This is a genomic window from Sphingomonas aliaeris, from assembly GCF_016743815.1.
GTDB classification, from domain to species: domain Bacteria; phylum Pseudomonadota; class Alphaproteobacteria; order Sphingomonadales; family Sphingomonadaceae; genus Sphingomonas; species Sphingomonas aliaeris.
In genome coordinates, this window is sequence record NZ_CP061035.1 from 56,055 (window position 1) to 80,454 (window position 24,400).

Here is a 24,400-nt window from a genome sequence, read left to right on the forward strand (position 1 = left end):
TTCCCGCATCAGCACTGCTTGCCGGATCACGCGGTTCGCTTTACGCAGGGAAATAGTACTATGATATACACGCTCAGCCAAGCTCTTCCGGGCGGCATGGGCGGTCAGCATCGGCCGGAGAGGAATCTTATGACGAGTGTCGCCACGTCGGGCAGTTCGCGCGAAGACTGGAAGAACACCATCCTGGCAGGCCTGGCCAATTATATCGACGCCGGCTCGATCGTCGCCGGAGGGGCGGCGCTGGCCCTGTGGACCGAAGCGTACAAGATGAGCAACAGTCTGGTCGGTACGATCGGTGCGCTCGGCCCCAACGCGATCTCGGCCGGTGTCGGCGCGCTGATCGGCGGCCGGTTGTGCGACCTGTTCGGCCGCAAGCGTATCTACCAATATGACATGCTGTTCTACGCGTTCGGCATGCTGTGGCTGGTCTTCGCGATGAACGCCTGGATGGTGCTACTCGGCTTCTTCCTTGTCGGGCTTGCAGTCGGTGCCGATATTCCCGCCTCGTGGTCGCTGATCGCGGAGATCGCGCCGAAGGGCGAGCGCGGCAAGCATAGCGGCGTCGCGCAGGTACTCTGGTATCTCGGGCCCGTCGTCGTGCTGGCGTTGTTCCTCGTGCTGGCACCGCTCGGTTTGCTCGGTGCGCGGATCGTGTTCGCGCATCTCGCGATTCTGGCCATCGCGCTCACATTCCTGCGATCGAGCATGCACGAATCGCAATATTGGCTGGATGCGCAGGCAGCGAAGAAAAGCGGTGCGCAGCCGGACAAGGGGCGGTTCCGTGACCTTTTCACGCGGCAGCATATCGGATCGATGGCGTTCCTGACGGGAATGTACGTGTTCTGGAACCTATGGGCGGGCACGAATGGATTTTTCCTGCCCTATATCCTGCGCACGGTCGGTGCGCAGACGCAGTTCATGTCGGTGGCCCTGACGATGTTGAGCTTCGGCATCGGTATGGCGTCGATCTATTTCGTGTTCATGAAGGTGTCGGACAAGGTCAATCAGCGGCTGTTGTTCGGCATCTCCGCGCTGATCCAAGTGGTCGGCATGGCGCTGTTCGCGGTGCTGCCAATGACGTTGCCGGTCGCGCTGCTGCACATTTTCCTGATGGCGTTCGGGCAAGGTTTCGGTGCGCAATGCTTCTTCCAGCTGTGGAGTTCGGAGATGTTCCCGACGCTGCTGCGCAGCACGGCGCAGGGGTTCATGTTTGCGATGGTCCGGGTCTCGCTCGGCTTCTGGTCGTTCTTCGTGCCGGTGCTGACCGCGACCGGTTTCCAGACGCTGGCGTGGATCCTGACGGGCTTCCTGGTCATCAGCGGGGTCATCGGCGTGCTGTTCGCTCCGCGCAACGAGGGCAAATCGCTGGAGGAACTCGAGGCCAACCTCCGCGCCAACGCCTAAGGCGCGGCCGTTTCCGGGGCCGCCCTCCGGCTGCGGCTGGATGACGGGCGATTTGCGGCCTACCCGCAAGGTTCTGTCTTTGAAGGGCTGACGATGTGCCCCTCTACTCCCGACAACTGCAGCCCGTATGTTCTAGAGTGCGATGACGTTAAAGACCCGTTCGTGCTGAGCCTGTCGAAGCACCTGTCCTGCGCTACCCGCCCTTCGACAAGCTTGTCTGTCTGGAATGGTGTAATCGGCAAGGTGCCTGAGCCGGGTGGCCACCCGGCTCAGGCGGCGGATGTGAGGCCGTTCGACAAGCCGGTCGACAAAGACCGTTCCTGAGCAGGGCCACATCCGTCTTCCCAAACCCCGGACAGTTGCCTGGGGCCGTGCTTACGGACCCCGCATGACAAGCTTGGGAGACCGGATCATGTCACACTCCGACCTCTTTGTCGGCATCGATGTTGCCAAGGACGAACTCGTTATCCACGCTCATCCGGCAGGAATGCTCTGGCGGGTACCCAATACCAAGACCGGCATTGCCGCACTCGGCCGCAAGCTTGTCCGGCTTGCCGGTACGGCGTGCCTGCGGATCGGCTTCGAGGCATCGGGCGGTTACGAGCGCAAGCTCGCCATCCTGCTCGATCGGATGGACGTTACAGCCTATCTCCTCGATCCGGCACGCGTGCGCAGTTTCGCCCGTGCCGAGCGACAACTCGCGAAAACCGACCCACTCGATGCGGCCGTCATCGCGCGGTGTCTGGCAGCACTGCATCCCGAACTGACGCCCTATGTCCATGATCCCGAGGCCGTGAGGCTGGCCGAGCATGTCCGCATGCGCGATCTTGCCGTCGCCCAGGCGGTCCAGTTCGGCAATCAGTTGGAGAGCATCGCCGATCCCGCCATGCGCCGCCTCGTCGTCGCGCAGGTCGCACGGCTCAAGGCCCTGGTTCTGCGCATCGAAAAAGCCATTGCCAGCGTCATCGCCGCCTCGCCCGATCTGGCCGCTCGCGAAGCCCTGCTCCGCACAGCACCCGGCGTCGGGCCGGTCGTTGCCGCATGCCTGCTGGCACGCATGCCAGAACTCGGACGCCTCTCCAGTCGACAGGTCGCAGCGCTTGCTGGCCTCGCCCCCTTCGATCGCCAAAGCGGCAAGACCAGCCGGCCGGGGCGATGCTCGGGCGGCAGGCCCAGCATCAGGCGTTGTCTCTATCTGGCCGCGCTCAGCATCGCGCGCTCGGGCAAGGGGCAACTCGCCGCTACCACCAACCGCCTGCGAGAGGCCGGCAAACCCTTCAAGCTTGCCATCGTCGCCACAATGCGAAAACTGCTCGTAACCCTCAACGCGATGGTCAAAAACAATACCGAATATCGCACCGCGTGAACACAGTTGCTCAGGACGAACGGTAGAGATGGACCGACCTTACGTCATCCTGCTCTAGCGTTGCCATAAACGGCTCGGCAGCGCGCAGCCCGTCGCTCGGCTATGCCCGAACCAATCGTTGGAAAGTGGCCCGACCGCCACTTCGATCTCCCGCCGCGGTGACGCTGCACCCGCCATCCTCGCCGGACAAAAAAAGGGGCGGCCAGAAGGCCGCCCCAAGGGGGAGATCGTGAGATCAAAGCTTCAGGCGGAAGCCCGAATAGAAGCGGCGTCCAATGGGATCGTATGTCCCGGCCGCCGTTTCGGTGCCCGTCACGCTGCCCGTCAGACCGGTGATGATGGGCGGCGGCTGGGTGTTGAGCAGATTGTTCGCGCCGACGAAGAATTCGAACTTCTGCGCGACGTTGAAGCGGACCTGCGCATCGGTGTAGAACTTGGCGCCGATGCGGAACAATTTCTTGTCCGGCAACGATCCATCGGCCAGCAGGAAGCGCGCGCGATACTGGTCGTCGAGATACGATGCACCGATATACTGGCCGTTCAGGGTGAAGCCGAACGCCCCGATATCGGCGCTGAGCGACGCCTGGAAGCGGTCGTTCGGATTGTTGATCTCCCCATCCGACCGGTCGATCGCGGCGCCTGCCAGCGGAATGAGATACTGCTTGATCAGGTGCGTATAGGCGAAGGACAGGTTGGCGATGCCGTTGCCGAGCCCCCAGTCCGCGAGATTCTGGCGGTAGGAGAAGGTCGCATCGATACCCTTGGTGAAGGCGCCGCCGCTGTTGATCAGCTGCGTATCCACCTGCTGGATCGAACCTGCGCTATATGGCCCCGAGGCGACCGTGCGCCGTGAGATCAGCGAGCAGAATTGCGGGTCGTTGTTCAGATAGCATTGCTGGAGGATGAAGTCGCGACCGGTGGAGCTGATCGCGTCGTCCAGCTTGATGTTGTAGTAATCCACCGTCAGCGTGAGGTTGCGCAACGCGCGGATCGACACCGGGTTGAGCACCGCGCCCAGCGTGTAGGTGCGCGCCGTTTCCTGCTGGATGTTCGGGTTGCTGATGTTCAGCCCGCCGACGCCCTGAAGATCCGACTGGTTGAGCGTGAACACGCCGTTCTGCGCGATATTCGCCTGCACACCGGCATTGGCGCGGCAGACGGTGCTCGTGGTACCGGTCGTCGTCGCCGTCACGCCCGCGCACGGATCGTTGACCGAGCTGACGGTTGCGGTCGGGGCGGCAAACAGTTCCCCGATGTTCGGTGCGCGGACGGCATGCGCGTAGACGGCGCGCAGTCGCAAGTCGCGAACCGGGCTCCATTCAAGGCCGGCATTATAGGCGACGAACGTACCGACGGTCGAATAATCCGATACCCGGCCGGCCCCGCGAATGTTCAGTTGCTGGAAGAACGGCGTATCGCTCAAAAGCGGAACGATGATTTCGCCATACGCTTCCTTGACGTCGAAGCGGCCCGACGTGTTGGTCTGCTGGATGTAGGAATTGCGCGCGACCTGCGACAGCGGATCGAACGTCTCCTTGCTGCTCTCGCGGCGATATTCGGCGCCGAGCGCGATCTGCACGTCGCCGGCGGGCAGTTTGAACAGCGCGCCGGAGATGTTCGCGGCGACGACGTTCAGCGTCTGGCTGGCGTCGCGCGTCGACGTGGCGCCGAGATAGCTGAGCGCGGCGGGCGAAACCTTGCCCGCGCCGTATACGTCGTAGGGAACGCAACCTTGTGCACGGGCTTCGGCGCCGGCGCAGATCGCTTCCGAACGGTTGCCGTTATTGTTAAGGTCGTAAATGTCGGGAACGACGTTCAACGCCTGGATCACGCGATCCTGGTTGATCAGGCCGCCAAACGTGCTGGAGGCCGAAGTCTTGCCGTAATTGTACGAGACTTCCCAGTTCCACTTGTTCGCGATCTCGCCTTCCAGACCGATAACCGCGCGAAACTGCGTGCGATCGAACAGGCCGATGCGCGGGCCGAACTCGAGCAGGCGACGGGACACCGCGACGTCGCGGAAACCGTCGCCATTGGTATCCGTGGCGACGTTGTACAGTCCCGTCGGGACGAGCGGGTTGACCACAAGTTGCGACTGAGCGGGATTGTTCGGATTGGCGAAGACCTGTTCGATATTGTAGCGGCCATTGCCCTGGCGGAAGATGCCGAGCGTGCCCGTCGCGACGAGAGGCGAGGGCTCCAGCTGCGAGCGGGCTTTGGTATTGCCGTAATTGCCTTCCATGAAGACGTTCACGGTGTCGGCAACTTCGTAATTCGCGCGTGCGGCGAACAGGCGGCGTTCGACCGGTACGGCGATCGCATCGTACGGCGTGCGGTTGAAGCCGTCGGTCGCGCCGACGAACGGGCGGACGGTACCGTTGGCGTCGACGATGTACGGCGTCGTAGCGGTGCCGGCATTGAACGTGCTGGCGGGGACGACGGACGACAGATTGGCCTGTGCGCGGAACAGGTTTTGCGCCGCGGTCAGGTTCGCGTCGGTGCGGTTGTTGCTGCGCTGGAGCGCGCCGATGCTGGTCTGGTCGGTCGAGCTGCGGAAGCGATCAACGGACCTGACGCCGTTCTCCTTCTCGTACCCGGCATAGACCATCACGTTGCCGCGGCCGTCGTCGAAATTGTGGCCGATCGTCAAGTTCGTGGAATATTGCCCGTCATCGCCATCCTGCGAGACGCCGCCCTGCGCGTTGAGCAGCAGGCCGTCGAACTTCTTCTTGTAGATGAAGTTGACGACACCGGCGATCGCGTCCGAACCGTAGACCGCCGAGGCGCCGCCGGTCAGCACGTCGATGCGATCGACGAACGAACTCGGGATCATCGACAGATCGACTTGCGCCGTGCCGGGGACGCCGGCGACGACGCGGCGGCCGTCGATCAGCACGAGCGTGCGGTTTGCCCCCAGGTTGCGGAGGTTCACGGTCGAGAGACCGGCAAACAGCGCGTTATAGTTGGACACCGTGCGGGACTGGCCCGGTGCGCCGAAGGTCGGGTTGGTCTGCAGGATTTCCTGGACGTTGGTGCGGCCGGTGCGCGCGATATCCTCGGACGTGATGCCCTGAAGCGGCGAGGGCGAGGTGACGGTGGGGCTCTTGATCCGGCTGCCGGTGACGACAATGGCTTCTTCCGTATCCGACGGTGCGGACTGCGTCCTGTCCTGAAGGTTGGTCGCGGGATCGGTCGGCGTGGCGCCGGGCGTGGTCGTCGTTTGCGATGCGGCATCCTGCGCGTAGGCAGGCGCGCCGATCAGCAGCGTGACGGCGCTTGCGCCGGTAAGAAGCAAGCCCTTCAGTGCGCGGCTATTCCGTGCGGTGTTCGTCATTATCTTCTTTCCCTCTTCCTGAACTGATTATTTGGTCGTCGCGCCTTCACGGCGAGGCGGGTCCGTCCGGAGGGTCGAATGCCCCCCTTGTCGTTGCGATTGGGCGTGTGCCGTTCCGGCCGGCCGGGCCGGGCCAGTCGCGCGTGCCACGGCATCGTGCCAGTGGTGACGGATCGCGTGGCGCCGGCTGGCGGGCATGTTCGGTTCGAAGCGGTCGGTCGGCGTCGGCGTGCCGGAGGACCGGAGGCCGAGCGCGTCGGCAGCGAGACGGGCCACACCAAGCGCGCTGGCTTCTGCGATGTGCGGACGCAGGACGGTGCGGTCGAGCAAATCTGCGACGAGTTGCACGAGCATATCGTTGCGCGCTGCGCCGCCATCGACCGATACGTCGGTAAAGTGCGTGCCGAGGTCAGCCTCGATCGCATCGAACACATCGCCGATCTGCAGCGCGATGGCTTCCAGCGCGGCGCGGGCGACGTGCGCGGGCCTTGAGGCGAGCGTCAGTCCTGAAATGCTGCCGCGGGCGTCGCTCGACCAGTGCGGCGCGCCAAGCCCGGCAAGTGCGGGAACGAACACTACGCCGCCCGAGTCGTCGACGGTGGTGGCGAGCTTCGTCAGCGCGTCGCCGTCGGAAAGACCAAGCATCTCGGCGGCGAAGGCAGCGGCATGGCCGGACACCGAGATGTTTCCCTCGATCGCGTGCTGGACCCGGTCGCCGCGGCTCCACGCGATCGTGCTCGACAGGCCGTGTGCGGAATGCACCCGCGCTGGCGTGGTCGCCATCAGCGAACTGCCGGTACCGATCGTCGCCTTTACCGCAGCACCGGTTGCCGCATGTTCGAACAGGGCGGCATGGCTGTCGCCGAGCACGGCCTGGATCGGGATGCCGGCGGGCAGGGCGGTTGCGCCGGCGGCGAGCGATCCGAACCCTGCGTCGGACGCGCGGATTCCGGGCAGGATCGACAAGGGTACATCGAACATGCGGGCAAGCTCGGGGTCCCAGTCGAGCGTATCTAGATTGAGCAGTTGCGTGCGTGAGGCGTTACTGTGGTCGGTCGCATGAACCGCGCCGCCGGTCAGCTTCCACACCAGCCATGTATCGATCGTGCCACAGCGTAGTTCGCCCCGCGCGGCGCGATCACGGGCTTCGGGGACGGAGTCGAGCAGCCAGGCGATCTTGCCCGCGCCGAACATCGGATCGACGGCAAGACCGCTACGCGCGATGATGTCATCCGCATGACCGGCCGCGCGCAACGCGGCGCAACGGTCGGCGGATCGCCCGCATTGCCACACGATCGCGGGGCCGATCGGCTCACCGCTCGCCGCGTCCCACAGGACGACCGTCTCGCGCTGGTTGGAGATGGCGAGTGCAGCAACGGACGCGGTCATCCCGGCCTCTGCCACCCCGGCGATGAGCGCCACGACCGTGTTCCAGATATCGGTTGCCGATTGTTCGACCCAACCGGGCTTTGGATAGGCGATTTCCATCGCCTGCGCGCGCGTGAACAGGATCGAGCCATCCGGCGCGACAAGCAGGGTCTTGGTATTGCTGGTACCCTGATCGATCGCGAGGATGGCCGAGCCCATCATCAAGCCTTTACGGTACCGAGCAACTCACGCGCCGCCGTGGCGATGCCGGGAGCGGTAAGCCCGAAATGCTCCATCAGCCAGGCGGCGGAGCCGGTCGGTGCGAAGCCGGGAAAGCCGAGGATGCGCATCCGCACGGGCGCATGTGCCGCGCAATATTCCGCCACCGCGCCACCAAGGCCGCCCTTGGACAGCCCTTCCTCGACCGTGACGATCGCGCCGGTCGCGGCGGCGGCGGCAACCAGCGCCTCGTCCAGCGGTGCGACGGTCGCCATGTTGATCACGCGGGCGGCGATACCTTCGGTTGCGAGCGTCTTCGCCGCGGCGAGCGCGTGATGCACGGTGGTACCGTTGGCGATGATCGCAATATCGCTGCCATCGTGCAGGACTTCGCCACGCCCGATCCGGAACACCGGATCGGTGCGAGGAAGTTCCGGCACCGGCATGCGGCTGATACGGACGAACATCGGGCCGTCATGCGCGGCAGCAGCCTTGATCGCTTCCGCCGTTTCCCACGGATCGGACGGGACGATGATCGTCATCTTGTCGATCGCGCGGAGCCACGCGACATCCTCGATGCTGTGATGCGTCGCGCCGAGTTCGCCGTAAGCGACACCGCTGGAGATGCCGCACAGCTTCACATTGGCTTCGCTATAGGCGCAATCGACCTTGATCTGCTCCATCGCGCGCGCCGTGAGAAAGCAGGCGGCGCCGCTGACGAACGGAATCTTGCCGCCATTGGCGAGACCCGCGCCGACGCTGACCATATTCTGTTCGGCGATGCCGACATTCACCAGCCGGTTGGGAAAGCGTTTCTGGAACGCGCCGAGTTTGGAAGACCCAACGGAATCGTTGACCACTGCGACGATCCGGTCGTCGTCCGCGGCGAGTGCCTCGACAGTGCGGACATAAGCGTCGCGGCAGTCGAACAGGCCGATCGGGGCGGCAGCGGCGCTCACGACTGCATCTCCGCTTCGAGTTCACCGATCGCGAGGGCGTATTGATCTGCGCTCGGCACGCCGTGATGCCAGCCGGCCTGGTCGCGCATATAGCTGACGCCGTGGCCCTTGAAGGTGTTGGCGATGATCACGCGCGGCTTGTCGCGCGGCGCTGTGGCGGCATCGAACGCGTCGATCAGCGCAGCGTGATCATGCCCGTCCAGTTCGACCACGTCCCAACCGAATGCGCGCCATTTATCGGCCAGCGGCTCGAGCGAGTTGGTCTCTTCGGTTCGCGCACCCTGTTGCAGGCGGTTGCGATCGACGATGACGGTCAGCTTGCCGAGCTTGCGATGCCCGGCGAGCATCGCGGCTTCCCACATGCTGCCTTCCTGCAACTCGCCGTCCCCGGTCAGAGCGTAGACGCGGTAGTCGGCATCGTCGATCTGACCCGCGATCGCGATACCCACGGCAACCGGAAAGCCGTGGCCCAGCGGCCCGGTGTTCGTTTCGACCCCGGCGAGATAGGTGCGGTTGGGGTGGCCGTTGAGCTTAGATTCCGGCTTGAGATACGTGTCGAGATCGGCCTCCGGAAAGAAGCCGGCGCCCGCCAGCGCTGAATATAGCGCGCCGGTGCAATGCCCCTTGCTCATCACGAAGCGGTCGCGATCCGGCGCGTCGGGCTGGGTAGGGTCGATACGAAGGACGTCGAAATACAGCGTTGCGACCACGTCCGTCGCCGAGAGATCGCCGCCCGGATGCCCCTGGCCCGCGGCGAGGATCATGCCGAGCAGGCGGCGGCGCATCCAGTTCGCCCGTTCCCGGACATGCGCGACGCGCAGCGTTCGGTCCCGTTGCGTTTCACCATGTGCAGCGGGCGCGATAGAACCCTGCGATTTCGACATATTTTGCCTCTCCTGCAAAATCCGTAACTCGCGACCTGCCAAAACGCAAGTAAACTACTTTCGAATTCTTTCTTTTCTCGTTTGTATCGGTTCAAATTGACAAATCTCGAAAGCGCTCGCTAGGGTCCAGCCGAACGACGGGGCTGATCCAGGCTCGCCGCACGACGGAAAGGGTGAACCAATGGCCAGTCCGTGGACGATCTCGGTCCAATGAGCTTTCCCAGTCGGTTGAAGCTGCTGGGCGAAGCGCGGCGCACCAAGATCCTCGAATGGTTGCAGGAGGAGGGCAGCGCGCGCGTGCGCACGCTCGCCGAGGCGTTCGAGGTGTCCGAAGTAACCGTGCGGCAGGATCTCGAACGGCTGGAAGCGGAAGGGCATATCGAGCGCGAACATGGCGGTGCCTTCCTGAAATCGGTGCCGCGTCAGGTGCGGGAGATGGCCTTGCATCACCTCGAGAACATGCCCGCCAAACAACGTATCGGCCGGGCGGCGGCGAAGCTGGTCGGGAATGGCGAAACCGTCATCCTCGATTCGGGATCGACCACGACGGAAGTCGCGGCGAACCTGCTCGGTCGGCGCGAGATGACGGTGATCACCAACGCGCTCAACATCGCGCTGATGCTGGGGGCGGACCCGGGGTTCGAAGTCCATATGACGGGCGGGCATTTCAAGGCGCCGACATTGTCGCTGAGTGGCGAGCGCTCCGCCGATTATTTCACGGGGTTGTTCGCGCAGACCTTGTTCCTCGCCACCGCGGCGATCGACCTGGATGCAGGGCTGACCTTCCCGGCGCTGTCGGACATCTCCGTCAAGCAGGCGATGATCGGTGCGGCCGAGACCGTGATCCTGGTGGCGGATTCGAGCAAGATCGGCGTGCGCTCCTTCTCGTCGCTCGGCGGCATCAACCTGATCAACACGCTGGTCACCGATCACGGCATCCGCGACGAGGACCGGGCGGCGATCGAGGCCGCGGGCGTCAGGGTGATCGTCGCCTGACAAGCGTGCGCGTTTGAAAATAATAAGATGCGGATGAGGATAAGAGTATGAGTACGCAAAAATACGGCGCCGGGATCTGGCACTTCGCGACCTATGTCGATCGCTATGCCACCGACGGCTACGGCCCGGCGCGGACGCTGATCGAAATGATCGACCTGGCCGGGACGGTCGACGATCTCTCGGTTGTCGACATCAACTTTCCGTTCGCCGATCCGAACCTGTCGCTCGATGCGGTCGAGGTCGCGCTGAAACGGAACAATTTGTCGGTGATCGGCATCACGCCGGAAATCTACACGCGGCAATTCGCCAAGGGTGCCTTTACCAACCCGGATGCGGGCGTACGCCGTCTCGCCAACCAGATGTGCAACGAAGCGGGGGACGTGGTGCGGCGGTTCGGCGCGGACTATGTCAAGTTATGGCCGGGGCAGGACGGCTGGGATTATCCGTTCCAGGTCGACCACAAGAAATTGTGGCAGGCGAGCATGGACGGGGTCGGCGAACTCGCCAGCCAGAACCCGGACCTGAAGTTCGTCATCGAATACAAGCCGCGCGAGCCGCGCGTGCATATGAGCTATGACAGCGTGGCGCGGACGCTGCTGGGGATCGAGAAGATCGGCCTGCCCAATGTCGGCATCCTGCTCGATTTCGGGCATTCGCTGTATGGCGGCGAATCCCCCGCGGACGCGGCACAACTGGCGATCGATCACGGCCGGCTGTTCGGCATGGATGTGAACGACAATCTCCGCGGATGGGACGACGATCTCATCGCCGGGTCGATCCACCCGATCGAATTGTTCGAGTTCTTCTACACGCTGCGCAAGAACGCCTGGGAAGGCGTGTGGCAGCTCGATCAGTTCCCGTTCCGCGAGGACAGCGTGGAGGCGGCGAATTCCGCGATCGGCTTCCTGAAGGCGGTCGAGCGCGCGCTGGACAAGCTTGACTTCGAGGCGATGCAGGCGGCGCAGGACCGGCAGGACGCGGTGGCCGCGCTGAAGCTGGCGCGCGAGGCGTTGTTCAGTTCGTACTGATATCCGGCGCGCTGCGTGCAGCTGATGACGTTTAGCTGATGACGGGGGCGGGGAGAGGTCGTAGAGCAATAGTATGATTATATCCTCCGCTGCCGATTTTCGCGACGCCGCGCGTCGTCGGCTGCCCCGTTTCTTGTTCGATTATGCCGATGGCGGGGCCTATGCGGAGGAGACTCTACGCCGCAACGTCTCCGACCTGTCGGGCATCGCGCTGCGCCAGCGCGTGCTGAAGGACGTTGCGACGATCGACCTGTCGACCGAATTGTTCGGGCGGAAGATGCGGCTGCCGGTGGGGCTGGGGCCCGTCGGGATCGCAGGGATGTATGCGCGGCGCGGGGAATTGCAGGCTGCGCGTGCGGCAAAGGCGGCTGGCGTGCCGATGTGCCTGTCGACAGTCTCGATCTGCGGGATCGAGGATGTGGCGAAGGTCGCGGATCCTTTCTGGTTTCAGCTTTACGTGATCCGCGATCGCGCGTTCATGAAGGATCTGATCGCAACGGCCAAAGCCAACCGCGCCGAAGCTCTGGTCTTCACCGTCGACATGCCGGTGCCGGGCGCACGATACCGCGATGCGCATTCCGGCATGTCCGGGCCCAACGCGCCGCTGCGACGGATGTGGCAGGCGATGACGCATCCACGCTGGGCGTGGGATGTGGGGTTGCGGGGGCGTCCGCACCTGCTCGGCAACCTTGCGCCGGTGCTGGGCAAGGACAGCGGGTTGAACGACTATATGGGCTGGCTCGGCACCAATTTCGATCCGACGATCCAGTGGCGCGACCTGGAATGGATCCGCGCGGAATGGGATGGACCGCTGATCCTGAAGGGTATCCTCGATCCCGACGATGCGCGCGAGGCGGCGGCGATCGGCGCAGACGGCGTGGTCGTGTCGAACCATGGCGGACGGCAGCTGGACGGCGTGCTGTCCACCGCGCGTGCCTTGCCCGCGATCCGCGATGCGATCGGCGACACGATGACGGTGCTGGTCGATGGCGGGGTGCGCAACGGGTTGGACGTCGTGAGGATGCTGGCGCTCGGCGCGCAGGGCGTGCTGCTCGGCCGGGCGTGGGTCTATGCAATGGCGGCGCAGGGCGAGGCGGGCGTTACGACGCTGCTCGATCTGATCGCCAAGGAAATGACGGTCGCGATGACGCTGACCGGGGTTAACCGGATCGACGCTATCGACCGCTCGATCCTCGTGCCCGGAACCATGTGAGGACGACGATGAAATTGCTGGATGGAAAGACGGTGCTCGTGACGGGCGGTTCGACCGGGATCGGCCGCGCGGCGGCGATCGGTGCGGCACGCCACGGAGCGGACGTCGCGATCAATTATCACTCGCGCGACGAGGATGCGGAGTCGTGCGTTGCGGAGATCGAGTCGCTTGGCCAGCGTGCTTTCGCGCTGAAGGGCGACGTGGCACTGCCGGAGACGGCGACCGATTTCGTCGCAAAGGCGGTCGCCGCTTTCGGAAAGGTGGACGTGATGGTGTCCAACGCCGGGATCTGCCCGTTCCACGCCTTTCTCGACATGCCGGTCGAGGTTTTCGAGCGCACGCAGAAAGTGAATATGCACGGCGCGTATTTCATGTGCCAAGCGGCGGCGCGGCAGATGGTGGCGCAGGGGCATGGCGGGGCGATCGTCGCGGTGTCGTCCATCTCGGCGCTGGTCGGCGGCGAGTTCCAAACGCATTACACGCCGACCAAGGCAGGCGTGCACTCGCTGATGCAGTCCGCGGCGATCGCGCTCGGCAAGCACAATATCCGCTGCAACAGCGTGTTGCCCGGCACGATCCTGACCGAAATCAACAAGGACGATCTCGCCGATCCGGAGAAGCGCCGCAGCATGGAAGGGCGCGTGCCGCTGGGGCGGCTGGGCGCGCCGGACGACCTGGCCGGTCCGATCGTATTCCTTGCTTCCGACATGGCGGCCTATGTCACCGGGGCGGCGCTGCTGGTCGATGGCGGCATGTACGTGAACCTCCAATAGTGACGCTGTGCATGCCCGAGCCCGACGCACGGGTGTTGGCGCAGCGGCCCGAGATCGTCGCCGCGATGCGCGCGATCGTGCCGGGCGAAGGTGTGATCGACCATGCCGACGGTGTTCGCCCCTACGAAACGGACGGGCTGACCGCGTACCGGCAGGAACCTTTGGTCGTCGTGTTGCCCGAGACGACCGAACAGATCGTCCGGATCCTGCGCTGGTGCCGCGACAATCAGGTCAAGGTGGTGCCGCGCGGAGCGGGCACGTCGCTGTCCGGCGGTGCATTGCCGCTGGCGGACGGCGTTCTGCTTGGCATGGCGAAGTTCAACCGCATCCTCGCCGTCGATTATGCCGACCGGGTCGCGGTGGTGCAGCCGGGCGTGACCAATCTGGCGATCACACGCGCGGTGGGGGATGCGGGTTTTTACTACGCGCCGGACCCGTCGAGCCAGATCGCCTGCACGATCGGTGGGAATGTCGCGGAGAATTCGGGCGGGGTGCATTGCCTGAAATACGGGCTGACGACGAACAATGTGCTGGGCGTCGAGATCGTGACGATGGACGGCGACGTGATCCGGCTGGGCGGGCGTGGGCTGGAATCCCCCGGGCTGGATTTGCTCGGCCTTGTGGTCGGATCAGAAGGAATGCTGGGCGTGGTGACGGAGGTTACCGTGCGCATCCTGCCGCGGCCGCAGACCGCGCGCGCGTTGCTGATCGGGTTCCCCGACATCGAGGGTGCGGGGACGTGTGTGGCCGAGGTGATCGCCGCGGGGATCATCCCTGCCGGGATGGAGATGATGGACCGGCCCGCGATCCATGCGGCGGAGGCGTTCGTCCAAGTCGGCTATCCGCTCGACGTCGAAGCGCTGCTGATCGTCGAACTCGACGGCCCCGAAGCGGAATGCGCGCATCTGGTGGACGAAGTGGCACGGATCGCCGCGGCTAACGGCGCATCGTCGGTCCGGTCATCGACCGACGATGTCGAGCGGGCTGCGTTCTGGGCCGGGCGCAAGGCAGCGTTTCCGGCAGCGGGGCGGATCTCCCCCGATTACTTCTGCATGGACGGTACGATCCCCGCGCCGCTGCCTGCCGCAGGTGCTCGCGCGAATGAAATTGCTGTCGGCGCAGTACGGGCTGGGTGTCATCAACGTCTTCCATGCTGGCGACGGCAATCTGCATCCGATGGTGTTGTACGACGCGAGCATAGTCGGCCAGCTGGAACTGGCGGAAGCGTTCGGCGCGGATATCCTGCGGCTGTGCGTCGAAGTCGGCGGCGTTTTGACAGGCGAACACGGCGTGGGCGTGGAGAAACGCGACCTGATGCCGACGATGTTTTCCGCGGTCGATCTGGCGCAGCAGGAGCGTGTGAAGCACGCGTTTGACCCCGATCTTTTGCTCAATCCTGGCAAGGTCTTCCCGCAACTGCATCGCTGCGCCGAACTTGGCCGCGTTCATGTGCATGGCGGCAAGCTACCCTTCCCCGATCTGCCGCGATTCTGATGAGCGAGACGCTGCGTCCCGATGACGCCACGCAGGTCCGAGAGATTGTCTCTGCGGCAGGTTCGCGTGGCGAGCGGATCACGGTGCGGGGCGGGGGCAGCAAGGACGGCTTCGGTGCGCCGACGTCGGACACGACGGTCCTGGATATGCGCGGCATGAGTGGCATCATCGATTACGACCCGCCCGAACTCGTGCTGACTTTGCTCGCCGGAACGTCACTGGCCGAGGTGCAGGCTCTCGTCGCGGCGCAGGGCCAGATGCTGGCGTTCGACCCGTTCGATACGAGTGCGGGTGGGGGATCGACGATCGGTGGCGTGGTCGCGGCGGGCGTGGCCGGGCCGGCGCGGCTGACGCGCGGCGCGACGCGCGACCATGTGCTGGGTTTCGAGGCGGTGTCGGGTCGCGGCGAATGCTTCGTCGCGGGCGGCAAAGTGGTGAAAAACGTCACGGGTTACGACCTGCCCAAGCTGATCACGGGCAGTTGGGGGCGTTTGGCGGCGATCACGCAGGTGACCCTGAAAGTGATGCCGCGCCCGCATATGCAATCGACGCTGCTATTGCGGGGGCTGGACGTACGAAGCGGGGTCGCGGCGATGGCGCGGGCGCTGGGGGCGCCGGTCGACCTGTCGGCAGCTGCGCACCTGGCCGACTGGCACGGCGAAGCGGTGACCGCATTGCGTCTGGATGGTTTCCCTCCGTCGGTAAGCGCCCGAAGCCAGACGCTCGCGGCTCTGCTTGACGATATGGGCAACCTCGATGCGATAAGCGCGGACCATGGCGACGCGCTGTGGGACGCGGTGCGACATGTCAGCCCGCTACCGATAGACTGCCCGTTATGGCGTATCGTCGTACCGCCGAGTGCGGCGCCCGATATCGTCGCTGCCGTGCCCGATGCCGCCTGGATGCTCGATTGGGCGGGCGGGCTGATATGGCTGGCCAGTCGGGGTGATCCGTTGACGATCCGCCGCCTGGCCGAAGCGGGCGGCGGTCATGCCAGCCTCGTGCGGGCAGACGCGGCGATGCGGGCGACGGTGCCCGCGTTGCACCCACAGCCCGCGCCGGTCGCCGCGCTGGAAGCCCGCGTGCGGCGCGCGTTCGACCCTGCGGGCGTGTTCGAAACCGGAAGATTCTAGGCGATGCAGACCCATTTCAGCGCAGAGCAGCTTGTAGATCCGGCGACCGCCGCATCGGCCGAGGCGATCCGCAAATGCGTGCATTGCGGGTTTTGCACCGCGACGTGCCCGACCTATGTCCTGCTGGGCGACGAACTGGATAGCCCGCGCGGCCGCATCTACATGATGAAGGACATGCTGGAGAATGATCGCACGCCGAGCGCGGAAGTGGTCAAGCATGTCGATCGCTGCCTGTCGTGCCTGTCATGCATGACGACCTGTCCGTCCGGCGTGAACTACATGCATCTGGTCGATCATGCGCGCGCGCACATCCAGGACCGTTACGACCGCCCGTGGCATGAGCGACTGGTGCGCGCGTTGCTGGCGCTGGTGCTGCCCTATCCCGAGCGGTTCCGTACGGCATTGCGGCTGGCGCGTCTGACGCGACCGCTGGCGCCGATGTTCGATCGCGTTCCCGGCCTGCGGCCGATCGCGGCGATGTTGCGCATGGCCCCCGCCCGAGTCCCACCCAAAGTCGCGGCGCAATCGGCACCAGCGGCGGGATCGCGCGGTCGGGTTGCCATGTTGCAGGGATGTGCGGAGCCGGTATTGCGTCCGGAATATCGCGCCGCCGCGGTCCGGCTGCTCAATCGCGTCGGGCTGGATGTCGTCTTCGCCGCGGGCGAGGGATGCTGTGGTGCGCTGGTCCATCACATGGGCCGCGAGCATGACAGTCTTGAGGCGGCACGGCGCAATGTCGACGCCTGGACGCGGGAGATCGAGCAGGGCGGTCTCGCCGCGATCGTCGTCACCGCCTCCGGCTGCGGCACGACGATCAAGGATTACGGCTTCATGCTGCAGAGCGACCCCGCTTATGCCGAAAAGGCGGCGCGCGTCTCGCGGCTGGCACGGGATATCAGCGAGGTACTGGCCGACGCGGATCTGCCCCCGGGCGACGGCCACGGCCTGACCGTCGCCTATCATCCCGCCTGTTCGCTGCAACATGGTCAGAAGGTAACTGACGCGCCGAAGCGCCTGCTTGCCGCGGCGGGGTTTATCGTTCGCACGCCGGTCGAGGCGCACCTGTGTTGCGGATCGGCCGGCACGTACAACATCCTGCAACCCGAGATCGCAGCGCAGTTGGGCGATCGCAAGGCGGCCAACCTTGCGCGGCTGGGCGCCGACGTGGTCGCGACGGGCAATGTCGGATGCGCGGTTCAGATCGGTCAACGCAACGCCATTCCCGTGGTTCACACGATCGAATTGCTCGACTGGGCGACAGGCGGGCCCGTGCCAGCACAACTGAAGGCGACATTCTCTGCCGAACGAGGGCACAGTATCGATTGACGCGGTTAATTAGTCATATAATAGACGAATGATCGAGGAGAGAGATGCGTGGGCTTGCCCAAGATCAAACACGTCCGGGCCTTTACGGTGCGCGGGGGCGGTGCGGATTATCATGATCAGGGCGCCGGCCACTGGATCGACGATCACATCGCCACGCCGATGTCGCGCTATCCCGAATATCGCCAGTCGCGACAAAGCTTCGGGATCAATGTTCTGGGCACGCTGGTGGTCGAGATCGAGGCGGAGGACGGAACGATCGGCTTTGCGGTGACGACCGGCGGCGAGCCAGCCTGCTACATCGTCGAAAAGCATCTTGCGCGTTTCCTGGAGGGGCGGGCGCCGACTGACTACGAGAAGATCTGGGACCAGATGTACTTCTCGACACAATATTACGGACGCAAGGGACTCGTCATCAACGCGATTTCGGGTGTCGACCTGGCGCTATGGGACTTGCTCGGCAAGCTCCGGCAGGAGCCGGTCTATCATCTGCTCGGCGGCGCGGTGCGTGACGAACTGCAATTTTACGCGACGGGTGCGCGGCCCGATATCGCCAAGGACCTGGGTTTCATCGGCGGCAAGCTGCCGCTGCATCACGGGCCCGCCGAAGGGCTGGAGGGGATGCACAAGAACATCGCCGAACTGGCCGAGATGCGCTCACGCGTCGGCGATGATTTCTGGCTGATGCTCGACTGCTGGATGGCGCTCGATCTCGATTATGCGACCCGGCTGGCGCATCGCGCCTATGAGGAATGCGGGCTCAAATGGATCGAAGAGGCTTTGAGCCCAGACGATTATTGGGGCTATGCCGACCTCAAGCGCAATGCCCCCCAGGGGGCTGCTCGTCACGACGGGCGAGCATGAAGCGACGCGCTGGGGTTTCCGCATGCTGCTGGAAATGGAGTGTTGCGATATCATCCAGCCCGATGTCGGCTGGTGCGGCGGCGTAACCGAATTGCTCAAGATATCGGCGCTGGCCGACGCGCACGGCAAGATGGTCGTGCCGCACGGATCGTCGGTCTATTCGTACCATTTCGTCGTGACGCGGCACAATTCGCCGTTCGCCGAATTTCTGATGATGCACCCCGGCCCGACCGAAGTGGTACCGATGTTCGCCCCGCAACTGCTCGGCGAACCCGTCCCGGTTGACGGCCGGATCAAGGTTGCCGCGCTCGACAAGCCGGGCTTTGGCGTCGAGTTGAACCCCGACGTGGCGATGCACCGCCCGTATACCCATTGAGGATCATGCTATGAAATTCTGCCGCTTCGGCCCGAAAGGGAGCGAAAAACCCGGGCTCGTGGACGCCGATGGACGGATCCGCGATCTCACCGGCCATGTCGCCGAGCTGACCGTCGATGCGCTCGACAGCGTTGCCGGTATCGACGCCGGCCCACTGCCGATCGTCGAGGGCACGCCGCGTTATGGCGTGCCGATCGCCGGAATCGGCAAGATCGTCGCGATCGGCCTGAACTACCGCGATCACGCGATCGAGTCGAACCTGCCGATCCCGACCGAGCCGATGATGTTCATGAAGGCGCTGTCGAGCCTGGGCGGCCCGGATGACGACGTGATGCTGCCAAAGGGCGCGACGCACGGCGATTGGGAAGTCGAACTGGGCGTCGTGATCGGCAAGACGTGTCGCTATGTCGATCGCGCAGAAGCGCTCGACCATGTTGCCGGCTATGTTCTGGTCAACGACGTCTCGGAGCGCTTCAACCAGAAGCAACGCGGTACGCAATGGTCGAAGGGCAAGGGGCATGACGGCTTCTGCCCGGTCGGTCCCTGGCTGGTGACACCGGACGAAATCGGCGACCCGCAGGATCTGGACATGAGCCTCGACGTCAATGGCACGCGGATGCAGACCGGCAACACGAAGACGATGATCTTCGCGGTCGACGAACTGATCTCCTATGTCAGCGAATACGTTACGCTGGAGCCGGGCGATCTGCTGATTACCGGCACGCCGCCCGGGGTGGGCGAGGGAAAGAAGCCGGACCCGATCTTCCTCAAGGCAGGTGACACGATGCACCTGAAGATCGCCAAGCTGGGCGAGCAGACCCAATCGGTGGTTGGCTGGCGCCATCCGCGCACGGGTGCTTCGGAATGACGGTGTTCCAGGGCCGCTTCGCCGGGCGCACGGCGGTCGTCACGGGCGGCGCATCCGGTCTCGGCAAGGCAGTGGCCCGGCGGATCGTCGCCGAGGGCGGACGTGTCGCGCTATGGGATATGGATGCGGGCAATCTGACGGCGGCCCAGTCCGAGGTCGGTGCGACGCATTTCGAGGCGCTCGATGTTTCGGACCAGGCCGCGGTCGAGGCTGCTGCCGCCTCGAGCGCGGCCGCTTTGGGCAAAATCGATATCCTGATCTGCTCGGCGGGAATCACGGGCGCGACCGCCCCGGTGCAGGATTATCCGGTCGACGGCTGGCGGCGCGTCATCGACATCAACCTGAACGGCCTATTCTATTGCTGCCGCGCGATCGTGCCGCTTCTGCTCGAAAACGGATACGGGCGGATCGTCAATGTCTCTTCGGTGGCCGGAAAGGAGGGCAATCCGAACGCATCCGCTTATTCCGCGTCCAAGGCGGGCGTGATTGCGCTGACGAAGAGCCTGGGCAAGGAACTCGCGGAAAAGGGAGTGATCGTTAACGCGATCACCCCCGCCACGTTCGAAAGTCCTATCCTGGCCCAACTGCCGCAGAGCCAGGTGGATTATATGCGATCCAAGATCCCGATGGCCCGGCTGGGCGAAATCTCCGAAACCGCGGCGATGGCGTGCTTCATGGCGAGCGAGGAGTGCAGCTTCACGACCGCCTCCACCTTCGACACGTCCGGCGGGCGAACGACGTTCTGACATGGCGGAGCGGTTGCCCTTCGTCGATGCGCATGTGCATCTGTGGGATCTGGGGCATTGCCGCTACCCTTGGCTGACGCCGCCCTTCGCCGATGACGGACCGAACGGCAGCGTGGCGGCGATCGCGCAGAATTATCTGCTCGACGACTATCTTCGCGACGCAGCGGGGTGGGACATCCGCGGCATCGTCCATGTTGATGCCGGCGCTGATCCGGCCGATGCGCTGAAGGAAACCGACTGGTTGCAGGCGACTGCCGACGGTCGCGGCATGCCGAACGCGATCGTCGCCTTCGCCGCGCTCGACGGGCCCGACGTGAAGCGGGTGCTGGGGCAACAGGCGGCGCGGCCCAGCGTGCGCGGGATACGGCAGATCATCAACTGGCATCCCGACCCCGTTTTAACCTACACGCCGCGCGACCTGACCACCGACGAGCGCTGGAGTGCGGGATTCGGGCTGCTGCACAAGCATAAGCTGAGTTTCGACCTGCAGGCGTATCCCGGACAATTTCCGCGGCTCGCCGCGCTGATCGGCAGCCATCCCGCGACGCCGGTGATCCTGAACCATAGCGGCATGGCGATCGGCGAAGCCGGGCTCGACGAATGGCGCACCGGTATGATGGCGCTGGCTGCACTGCCGCACGTATCGGTCAAGATATCCGGGATGGGCTTCGCGTTCCGGCCGTGGCGCATGGACCAGGTGCATCGCTATGTCCGTGAGACGATCGACCTGTTCGGGACGGACCGGGTGATGTTCGCCAGTGATTTCCCGACCGACAAATTGTTCGGCGGGTTTGACGAGCATCTCGATGCCTATAACGCGATCACCGCCGGGTTCCCCGATGCCGAGCGCCGCGCGATGTTCGCAGGCAATGCCAACCGCATCTATCGTCTCGGACTGGATCTATGAGCGACCTGCGCGTCGTCGATCTGCGCAGCGAACTGACGGTCGAGTTGCTCGGTACGGAAGTCGCGCGTCCGCGCCTATCGTGGCGGATCGAAAGCGATGCGCGGGGCGTGGTCCAGGCAAGTTATCGCATCCGCGCCGCCGCTACGGCGGGGCGAGTGGCGTCCGACGACCGATTGCTGTTCGATAGTGGCGACGTCGCCGATGCGGCGCAGGGGGACATTCCCTATCCGGGGCCGGAACTGGCCGCGATGCAGCGCATTTGGTGGGACATCACGATCACTGACGATCGCGGTGCCTCGGCACGGTCGCTGCCGAGCTGGTTCGAAACCGGCCTGTCGCGTGACGATTGGCGCGCGGACTGGATCGAGGCGGAGGATGAACCGGCGGCCGCCGATCGCGCCGCCGGGCTCGCCTGGATATGGAGCGATACGCCGCTCGATCCGCGCCCGCACGCCTTCCGGCTGGATTTCGACGCGCCTGCGAATGTCGTGCGTGCCGATATCCTGATCGCGGGCAAGGATCATCTCCGCGGCGTATGGGTGAACGGCGCGCCGTCCGACCTGCCTTGGGATTTCGACTGGGATTCGCCTTTGCCGTTCTGGGGAACGCTCGGCGCCTATGCCGGCGACGTGCATCCCGGCCGCAACAGCATCTGCGCGCTGGTCGAGGCGGATACGACGGGGTTCTTCCCGGTCGATGGCGGTGCGTTCGCTGCGTTGATCCGATTGCACCGCGCGGACGGATCGATCGAACGCATCGTCAGCGGGCCGGACTGGTGGGTCGGCGTCGACGTACCTTCCGGCTGGCAGGCCGCGGACTTCGATGCGAGCGCCTGGCCCGTCGCGGTCGAGAGCGGCGCCAACGTCCATAACGACCCACGCCCGGCCGAACCGGCGATGCTGTTACGGACGGACTTTTCCGCGACCCGCCCGGTCGTCTCGGCGCGGTTATATGCCACTGCGCTCGGCGCGTACGAGGCGCGGATCAACGGGCAAATCGTGTCCGATGCGATCCTAGCGCCGGAGATGACGGTCGCGCGCGACCACATCCTGTATCAGGTACATGATGTCACCGGTCTCATCGTAGCGGGCGAGAATGCGCTGGGCGCGATCGTCGGCGATGGCTGGTATGCCAGCGCGTTCGGCTGGCGGATCGAACGCTATGGCTTCGGGCCAGCGCCGCGTCGCTTCCGCGCGCAACTGCGACTCGATTACGACGATGGCAGCAGTGAATGGGTGACCACGGGCGAAGACTGGCGGATCGCAACCTCCGCTATCCTCACGTCCGAAATCTATGACGGCGAGACATTGGATGCGCGGCTGGACACGCCGGGCTGGGACCGGGCCGGCTTCGACGCCTCGGCATGGGCACCTGTACGGCTCGGCGTGGCGCCCGACACGGCGATCGTCGCGCAGACATCGCCCGCGCTGGAACGGCGTGGAATACGCCGCGCGATATCGATCGAGGAGCCGCAGCCGGGCCGCTTCGTGTTCGATTTCGGCCAGAACTTTTCCGGCTGGGTGCGCATCGGTGCAAGCGGCCGAGCGGGGACAAAGATCACCGCGAAGTTCGCCGAACTGCTCAATGCAGACGGGACGACCGATCTCAGCAATCTCCGTCTGGCCAAGGCGACCGACACGTTCATTCTCGCGGGTGGGGCGCAGGTGGGGGGGCGGGAGACGTTCGAACCGCGCTTCACCTATCATGGCTTCCGTTACGTCGAGATCGAAGGCTATCCCGGCATTCCCACGCTGGACGACGTCGAGGGCGTCATCGTTCACAGCGCCTGCCGTGAAACCGGAACGATCGACTTCCTTGACGCGCCCCTGCTCCAGACGATCTGGCGCAATGCATTGTGGAGTCAGCGCTCCAACTTCTTCAGCGTCCCGACTGACTGCCCGCAGCGTGACGAACGGATGGGCTGGATGGGGGATATCCAGGTATTCCTGGATGCCGCCGCGTTCAACATGGAGGTCGATCCGTTCATCCGCCGCTTCCTGCTGGAGGCACGCGCGGCCCAGCGGCCCGATGGTGCGTATCCGATCGTGGTTCCGCAGCCTTTGTCTTTTCCAGACGTGGTAACGGCGGGCTGGAGCGAGGCGGGGATCATCCTGCCGTGGCAATTGTGGCAGCGCTACGGCGACACCGCGGTGATCGACGAGAACTGGTCGGCGATGGAAGCGTGGATGGCCTTCGTCGCACGGAACAACCCCGATTTCGTCTGGCGGGAGGACCGCGAACTCGATCTGGGCGACTGGCTTTCGGTCGATGCGATCAAACCCGATGACGAAACGACGCCGCGGGCATTGTGCGCCACCGCTTATTGGGCCTGGTCCGCGGAGTTGATGGCCGAGATGGCGCGCGCCACCGGGCGGGGTGCCGACGCCGACCGCTACGCCGCATTGCACCGTGCGATCCGCGATGCCTTCGCGGCGGAATTCGTCGCGGCGGACGGCGTGGCTGGCAATGGCAGCCAGACGAGCCAGGTGCTCGCTTTGTATATGGGGCTCGTGCCCGCCGACCGACGTGCGGCCGCCGCCCGCGTGCTTGCGGACGATATCCGCCGCCGCGGGATGACATTGTCGACCGGTTTTCTCGGCACGCCGTATCTCCTCGACGTGCTGGCCGATGCGGGGCTTTGGGAAGAGGTTGCGGGATTGCTGTTCCAGACCGCGTATCCGAGCTGGGGCTATATGCCGGCCACCGGTGCGACGACGATGTGGGAACGCTGGAACGGCGATGTCGGCGACCTGTCGATGAACAGCTACAACCATTACGCCTTCGGGGCCGTGGTCGGCTTCTTCTACCGCCGGCTTGCCGGGATTGCCCAGGGCGCGCCGGGATTCCGGCGGATCGCGATTCTGGCCGGTCTGGATACCCGAGGTCGGACGCGTGTCGGCACGGTACGAGTCGGTCGTCGGCACGATCGCGACCGCGATCGACGGCGATGCGACCGGCCTGGCGCGGCTGCACCTCGTCACTCCGCCGAACACCGTAGCCGAGGTCGAACTGCCGCTGCGCGACGGATGGCGCGAAAGCGGCATGGCGCTCGACCGTCACCCCGACATCCATAATCTGCGCCGCGAAGATGATCTGATCCGGTTCGAGATCGGCTCCGGCGACTATGATTTCACGACATATCCTT

At 64.8% G+C, this 24,400-nt stretch carries 17 protein-coding genes and 2 pseudogenes; 15 read left to right on the plus strand and 4 right to left on the minus strand.

From position 1 onward, the window contains the following. Positions 1-129: 129 nt before the first annotated feature. Both H5J25_RS00285 and H5J25_RS00290 read left to right on the plus strand, forming a co-directional pair. Positions 130-1,404, plus strand: a complete 1,275-nt coding sequence (locus tag H5J25_RS00285) for an MFS transporter (RefSeq protein WP_202093714.1) — start codon at positions 130-132, stop codon at positions 1,402-1,404. A 412-nt stretch (positions 1,405-1,816) separates the two neighbouring features. Then, on the plus strand, positions 1,817-2,770 hold the full coding sequence (locus H5J25_RS00290; protein WP_202090443.1) for an IS110 family RNA-guided transposase: 954 nt from the start codon (positions 1,817-1,819) through the stop codon (positions 2,768-2,770). Between the two features lie 235 nt (positions 2,771-3,005). Here H5J25_RS00290 and H5J25_RS00295 read toward each other — a convergent pair whose 3' ends face one another. The 4 genes from H5J25_RS00295 to H5J25_RS00310 are packed head-to-tail and all read right to left on the minus strand — an operon-like array spanning position 3,006 to position 9,534. Next, positions 3,006-6,104, minus strand: a complete 3,099-nt coding sequence (locus H5J25_RS00295; protein WP_202093715.1) for a TonB-dependent receptor plug domain-containing protein — start codon at positions 6,102-6,104, stop codon at positions 3,006-3,008. Between the two features lie 27 nt (positions 6,105-6,131). Continuing rightward, complete coding sequence (locus H5J25_RS00300; protein ID WP_202093716.1) at positions 6,132-7,694, minus strand: FGGY family carbohydrate kinase; 1,563 nt, start codon at positions 7,692-7,694, stop codon at positions 6,132-6,134. Next, positions 7,694-8,650: a transketolase family protein gene (locus tag H5J25_RS00305; RefSeq protein ID WP_202093717.1), complete on the minus strand. Its 957-nt coding sequence runs from the start codon at positions 8,648-8,650 to the stop codon at positions 7,694-7,696. The genes H5J25_RS00300 and H5J25_RS00305 overlap by 1 nt, the downstream gene beginning before the upstream one ends. Beyond that, positions 8,647-9,534: a transketolase gene (locus H5J25_RS00310; protein WP_225883243.1), complete on the minus strand. Its 888-nt coding sequence runs from the start codon at positions 9,532-9,534 to the stop codon at positions 8,647-8,649. Before H5J25_RS00310 ends, H5J25_RS00305 begins: the two co-directional genes overlap by 4 nt. Positions 9,535-9,744: 210 nt before the next feature. Here H5J25_RS00310 and H5J25_RS00315 point away from each other — a divergent pair, with 210 nt between their 5' ends. The 13 genes and pseudogenes from H5J25_RS00315 (at position 9,745) to H5J25_RS00370 (ending at position 24,329) form a co-directional block, all read left to right on the plus strand. After that, complete coding sequence (locus H5J25_RS00315) at positions 9,745-10,530, plus strand: DeoR/GlpR family DNA-binding transcription regulator (protein WP_202093718.1); 786 nt, start codon at positions 9,745-9,747, stop codon at positions 10,528-10,530. Between the two features lie 47 nt (positions 10,531-10,577). After that, positions 10,578-11,558 (plus strand): TIM barrel protein, encoded by a 981-nt coding sequence (locus tag H5J25_RS00320; RefSeq protein ID WP_202093719.1) that lies wholly within the window; start codon positions 10,578-10,580, stop codon positions 11,556-11,558. A 73-nt stretch (positions 11,559-11,631) separates the two neighbouring features. Next, a complete protein-coding gene (lldD, locus tag H5J25_RS00325; RefSeq protein ID WP_202093723.1) occupies positions 11,632-12,771 on the plus strand; it encodes an FMN-dependent L-lactate dehydrogenase LldD in 1,140 nt (379 codons plus the stop codon). 8 nt (positions 12,772-12,779) lie between these two features. Next, complete coding sequence (locus H5J25_RS00330) at positions 12,780-13,544, plus strand: SDR family NAD(P)-dependent oxidoreductase (RefSeq protein WP_202093724.1); 765 nt, start codon at positions 12,780-12,782, stop codon at positions 13,542-13,544. 65 nt (positions 13,545-13,609) lie between these two features. After that, positions 13,610-14,551, plus strand: a pseudogene (locus tag H5J25_RS00335) (FAD-binding protein); the annotation flags it as partial. 94 nt (positions 14,552-14,645) lie between these two features. Beyond that, positions 14,646-15,038, plus strand: a complete 393-nt coding sequence (locus H5J25_RS21060; RefSeq protein WP_263973944.1) for an FAD-linked oxidase C-terminal domain-containing protein — start codon at positions 14,646-14,648, stop codon at positions 15,036-15,038. Further along, positions 15,038-16,171 carry a glycolate oxidase subunit GlcE gene (gene glcE / locus H5J25_RS00340; RefSeq protein WP_202093725.1) on the plus strand — a complete coding sequence of 378 codons (1,134 nt, stop codon included), beginning with the start codon at positions 15,038-15,040 and terminating at the stop codon, positions 16,169-16,171. The genes H5J25_RS21060 and glcE overlap by 1 nt, the downstream gene beginning before the upstream one ends. A gap of 3 nt (positions 16,172-16,174) precedes the next feature. Beyond that, positions 16,175-17,497: a glycolate oxidase subunit GlcF gene (gene glcF, locus H5J25_RS00345; RefSeq protein WP_202093727.1), complete on the plus strand. Its 1,323-nt coding sequence runs from the start codon at positions 16,175-16,177 to the stop codon at positions 17,495-17,497. A 48-nt stretch (positions 17,498-17,545) separates the two neighbouring features. Further along, positions 17,546-18,734: pseudogene (gene rhmD, locus H5J25_RS00350) on the plus strand (L-rhamnonate dehydratase). Between the two features lie 10 nt (positions 18,735-18,744). Next, the gene (locus H5J25_RS00355) at positions 18,745-19,602 is read left to right on the plus strand and encodes a fumarylacetoacetate hydrolase family protein (protein ID WP_202093729.1); all 858 of its coding nucleotides are present in this window, start codon (positions 18,745-18,747) and stop codon (positions 19,600-19,602) included. Next, a complete protein-coding gene (locus H5J25_RS00360; protein ID WP_202093730.1) occupies positions 19,599-20,348 on the plus strand; it encodes an SDR family NAD(P)-dependent oxidoreductase in 750 nt (249 codons plus the stop codon). The genes H5J25_RS00355 and H5J25_RS00360 overlap by 4 nt, the downstream gene beginning before the upstream one ends. Position 20,349: 1 nt before the next feature. Then, positions 20,350-21,255 carry an amidohydrolase family protein gene (locus H5J25_RS00365; RefSeq protein ID WP_202093731.1) on the plus strand — a complete coding sequence of 302 codons (906 nt, stop codon included), beginning with the start codon at positions 20,350-20,352 and terminating at the stop codon, positions 21,253-21,255. After that, positions 21,252-24,329: a family 78 glycoside hydrolase catalytic domain gene (locus tag H5J25_RS00370; RefSeq protein WP_202093732.1), complete on the plus strand. Its 3,078-nt coding sequence runs from the start codon at positions 21,252-21,254 to the stop codon at positions 24,327-24,329. The genes H5J25_RS00365 and H5J25_RS00370 overlap by 4 nt, the downstream gene beginning before the upstream one ends. The last annotated feature ends 71 nt before the right edge of the window (positions 24,330-24,400 follow it).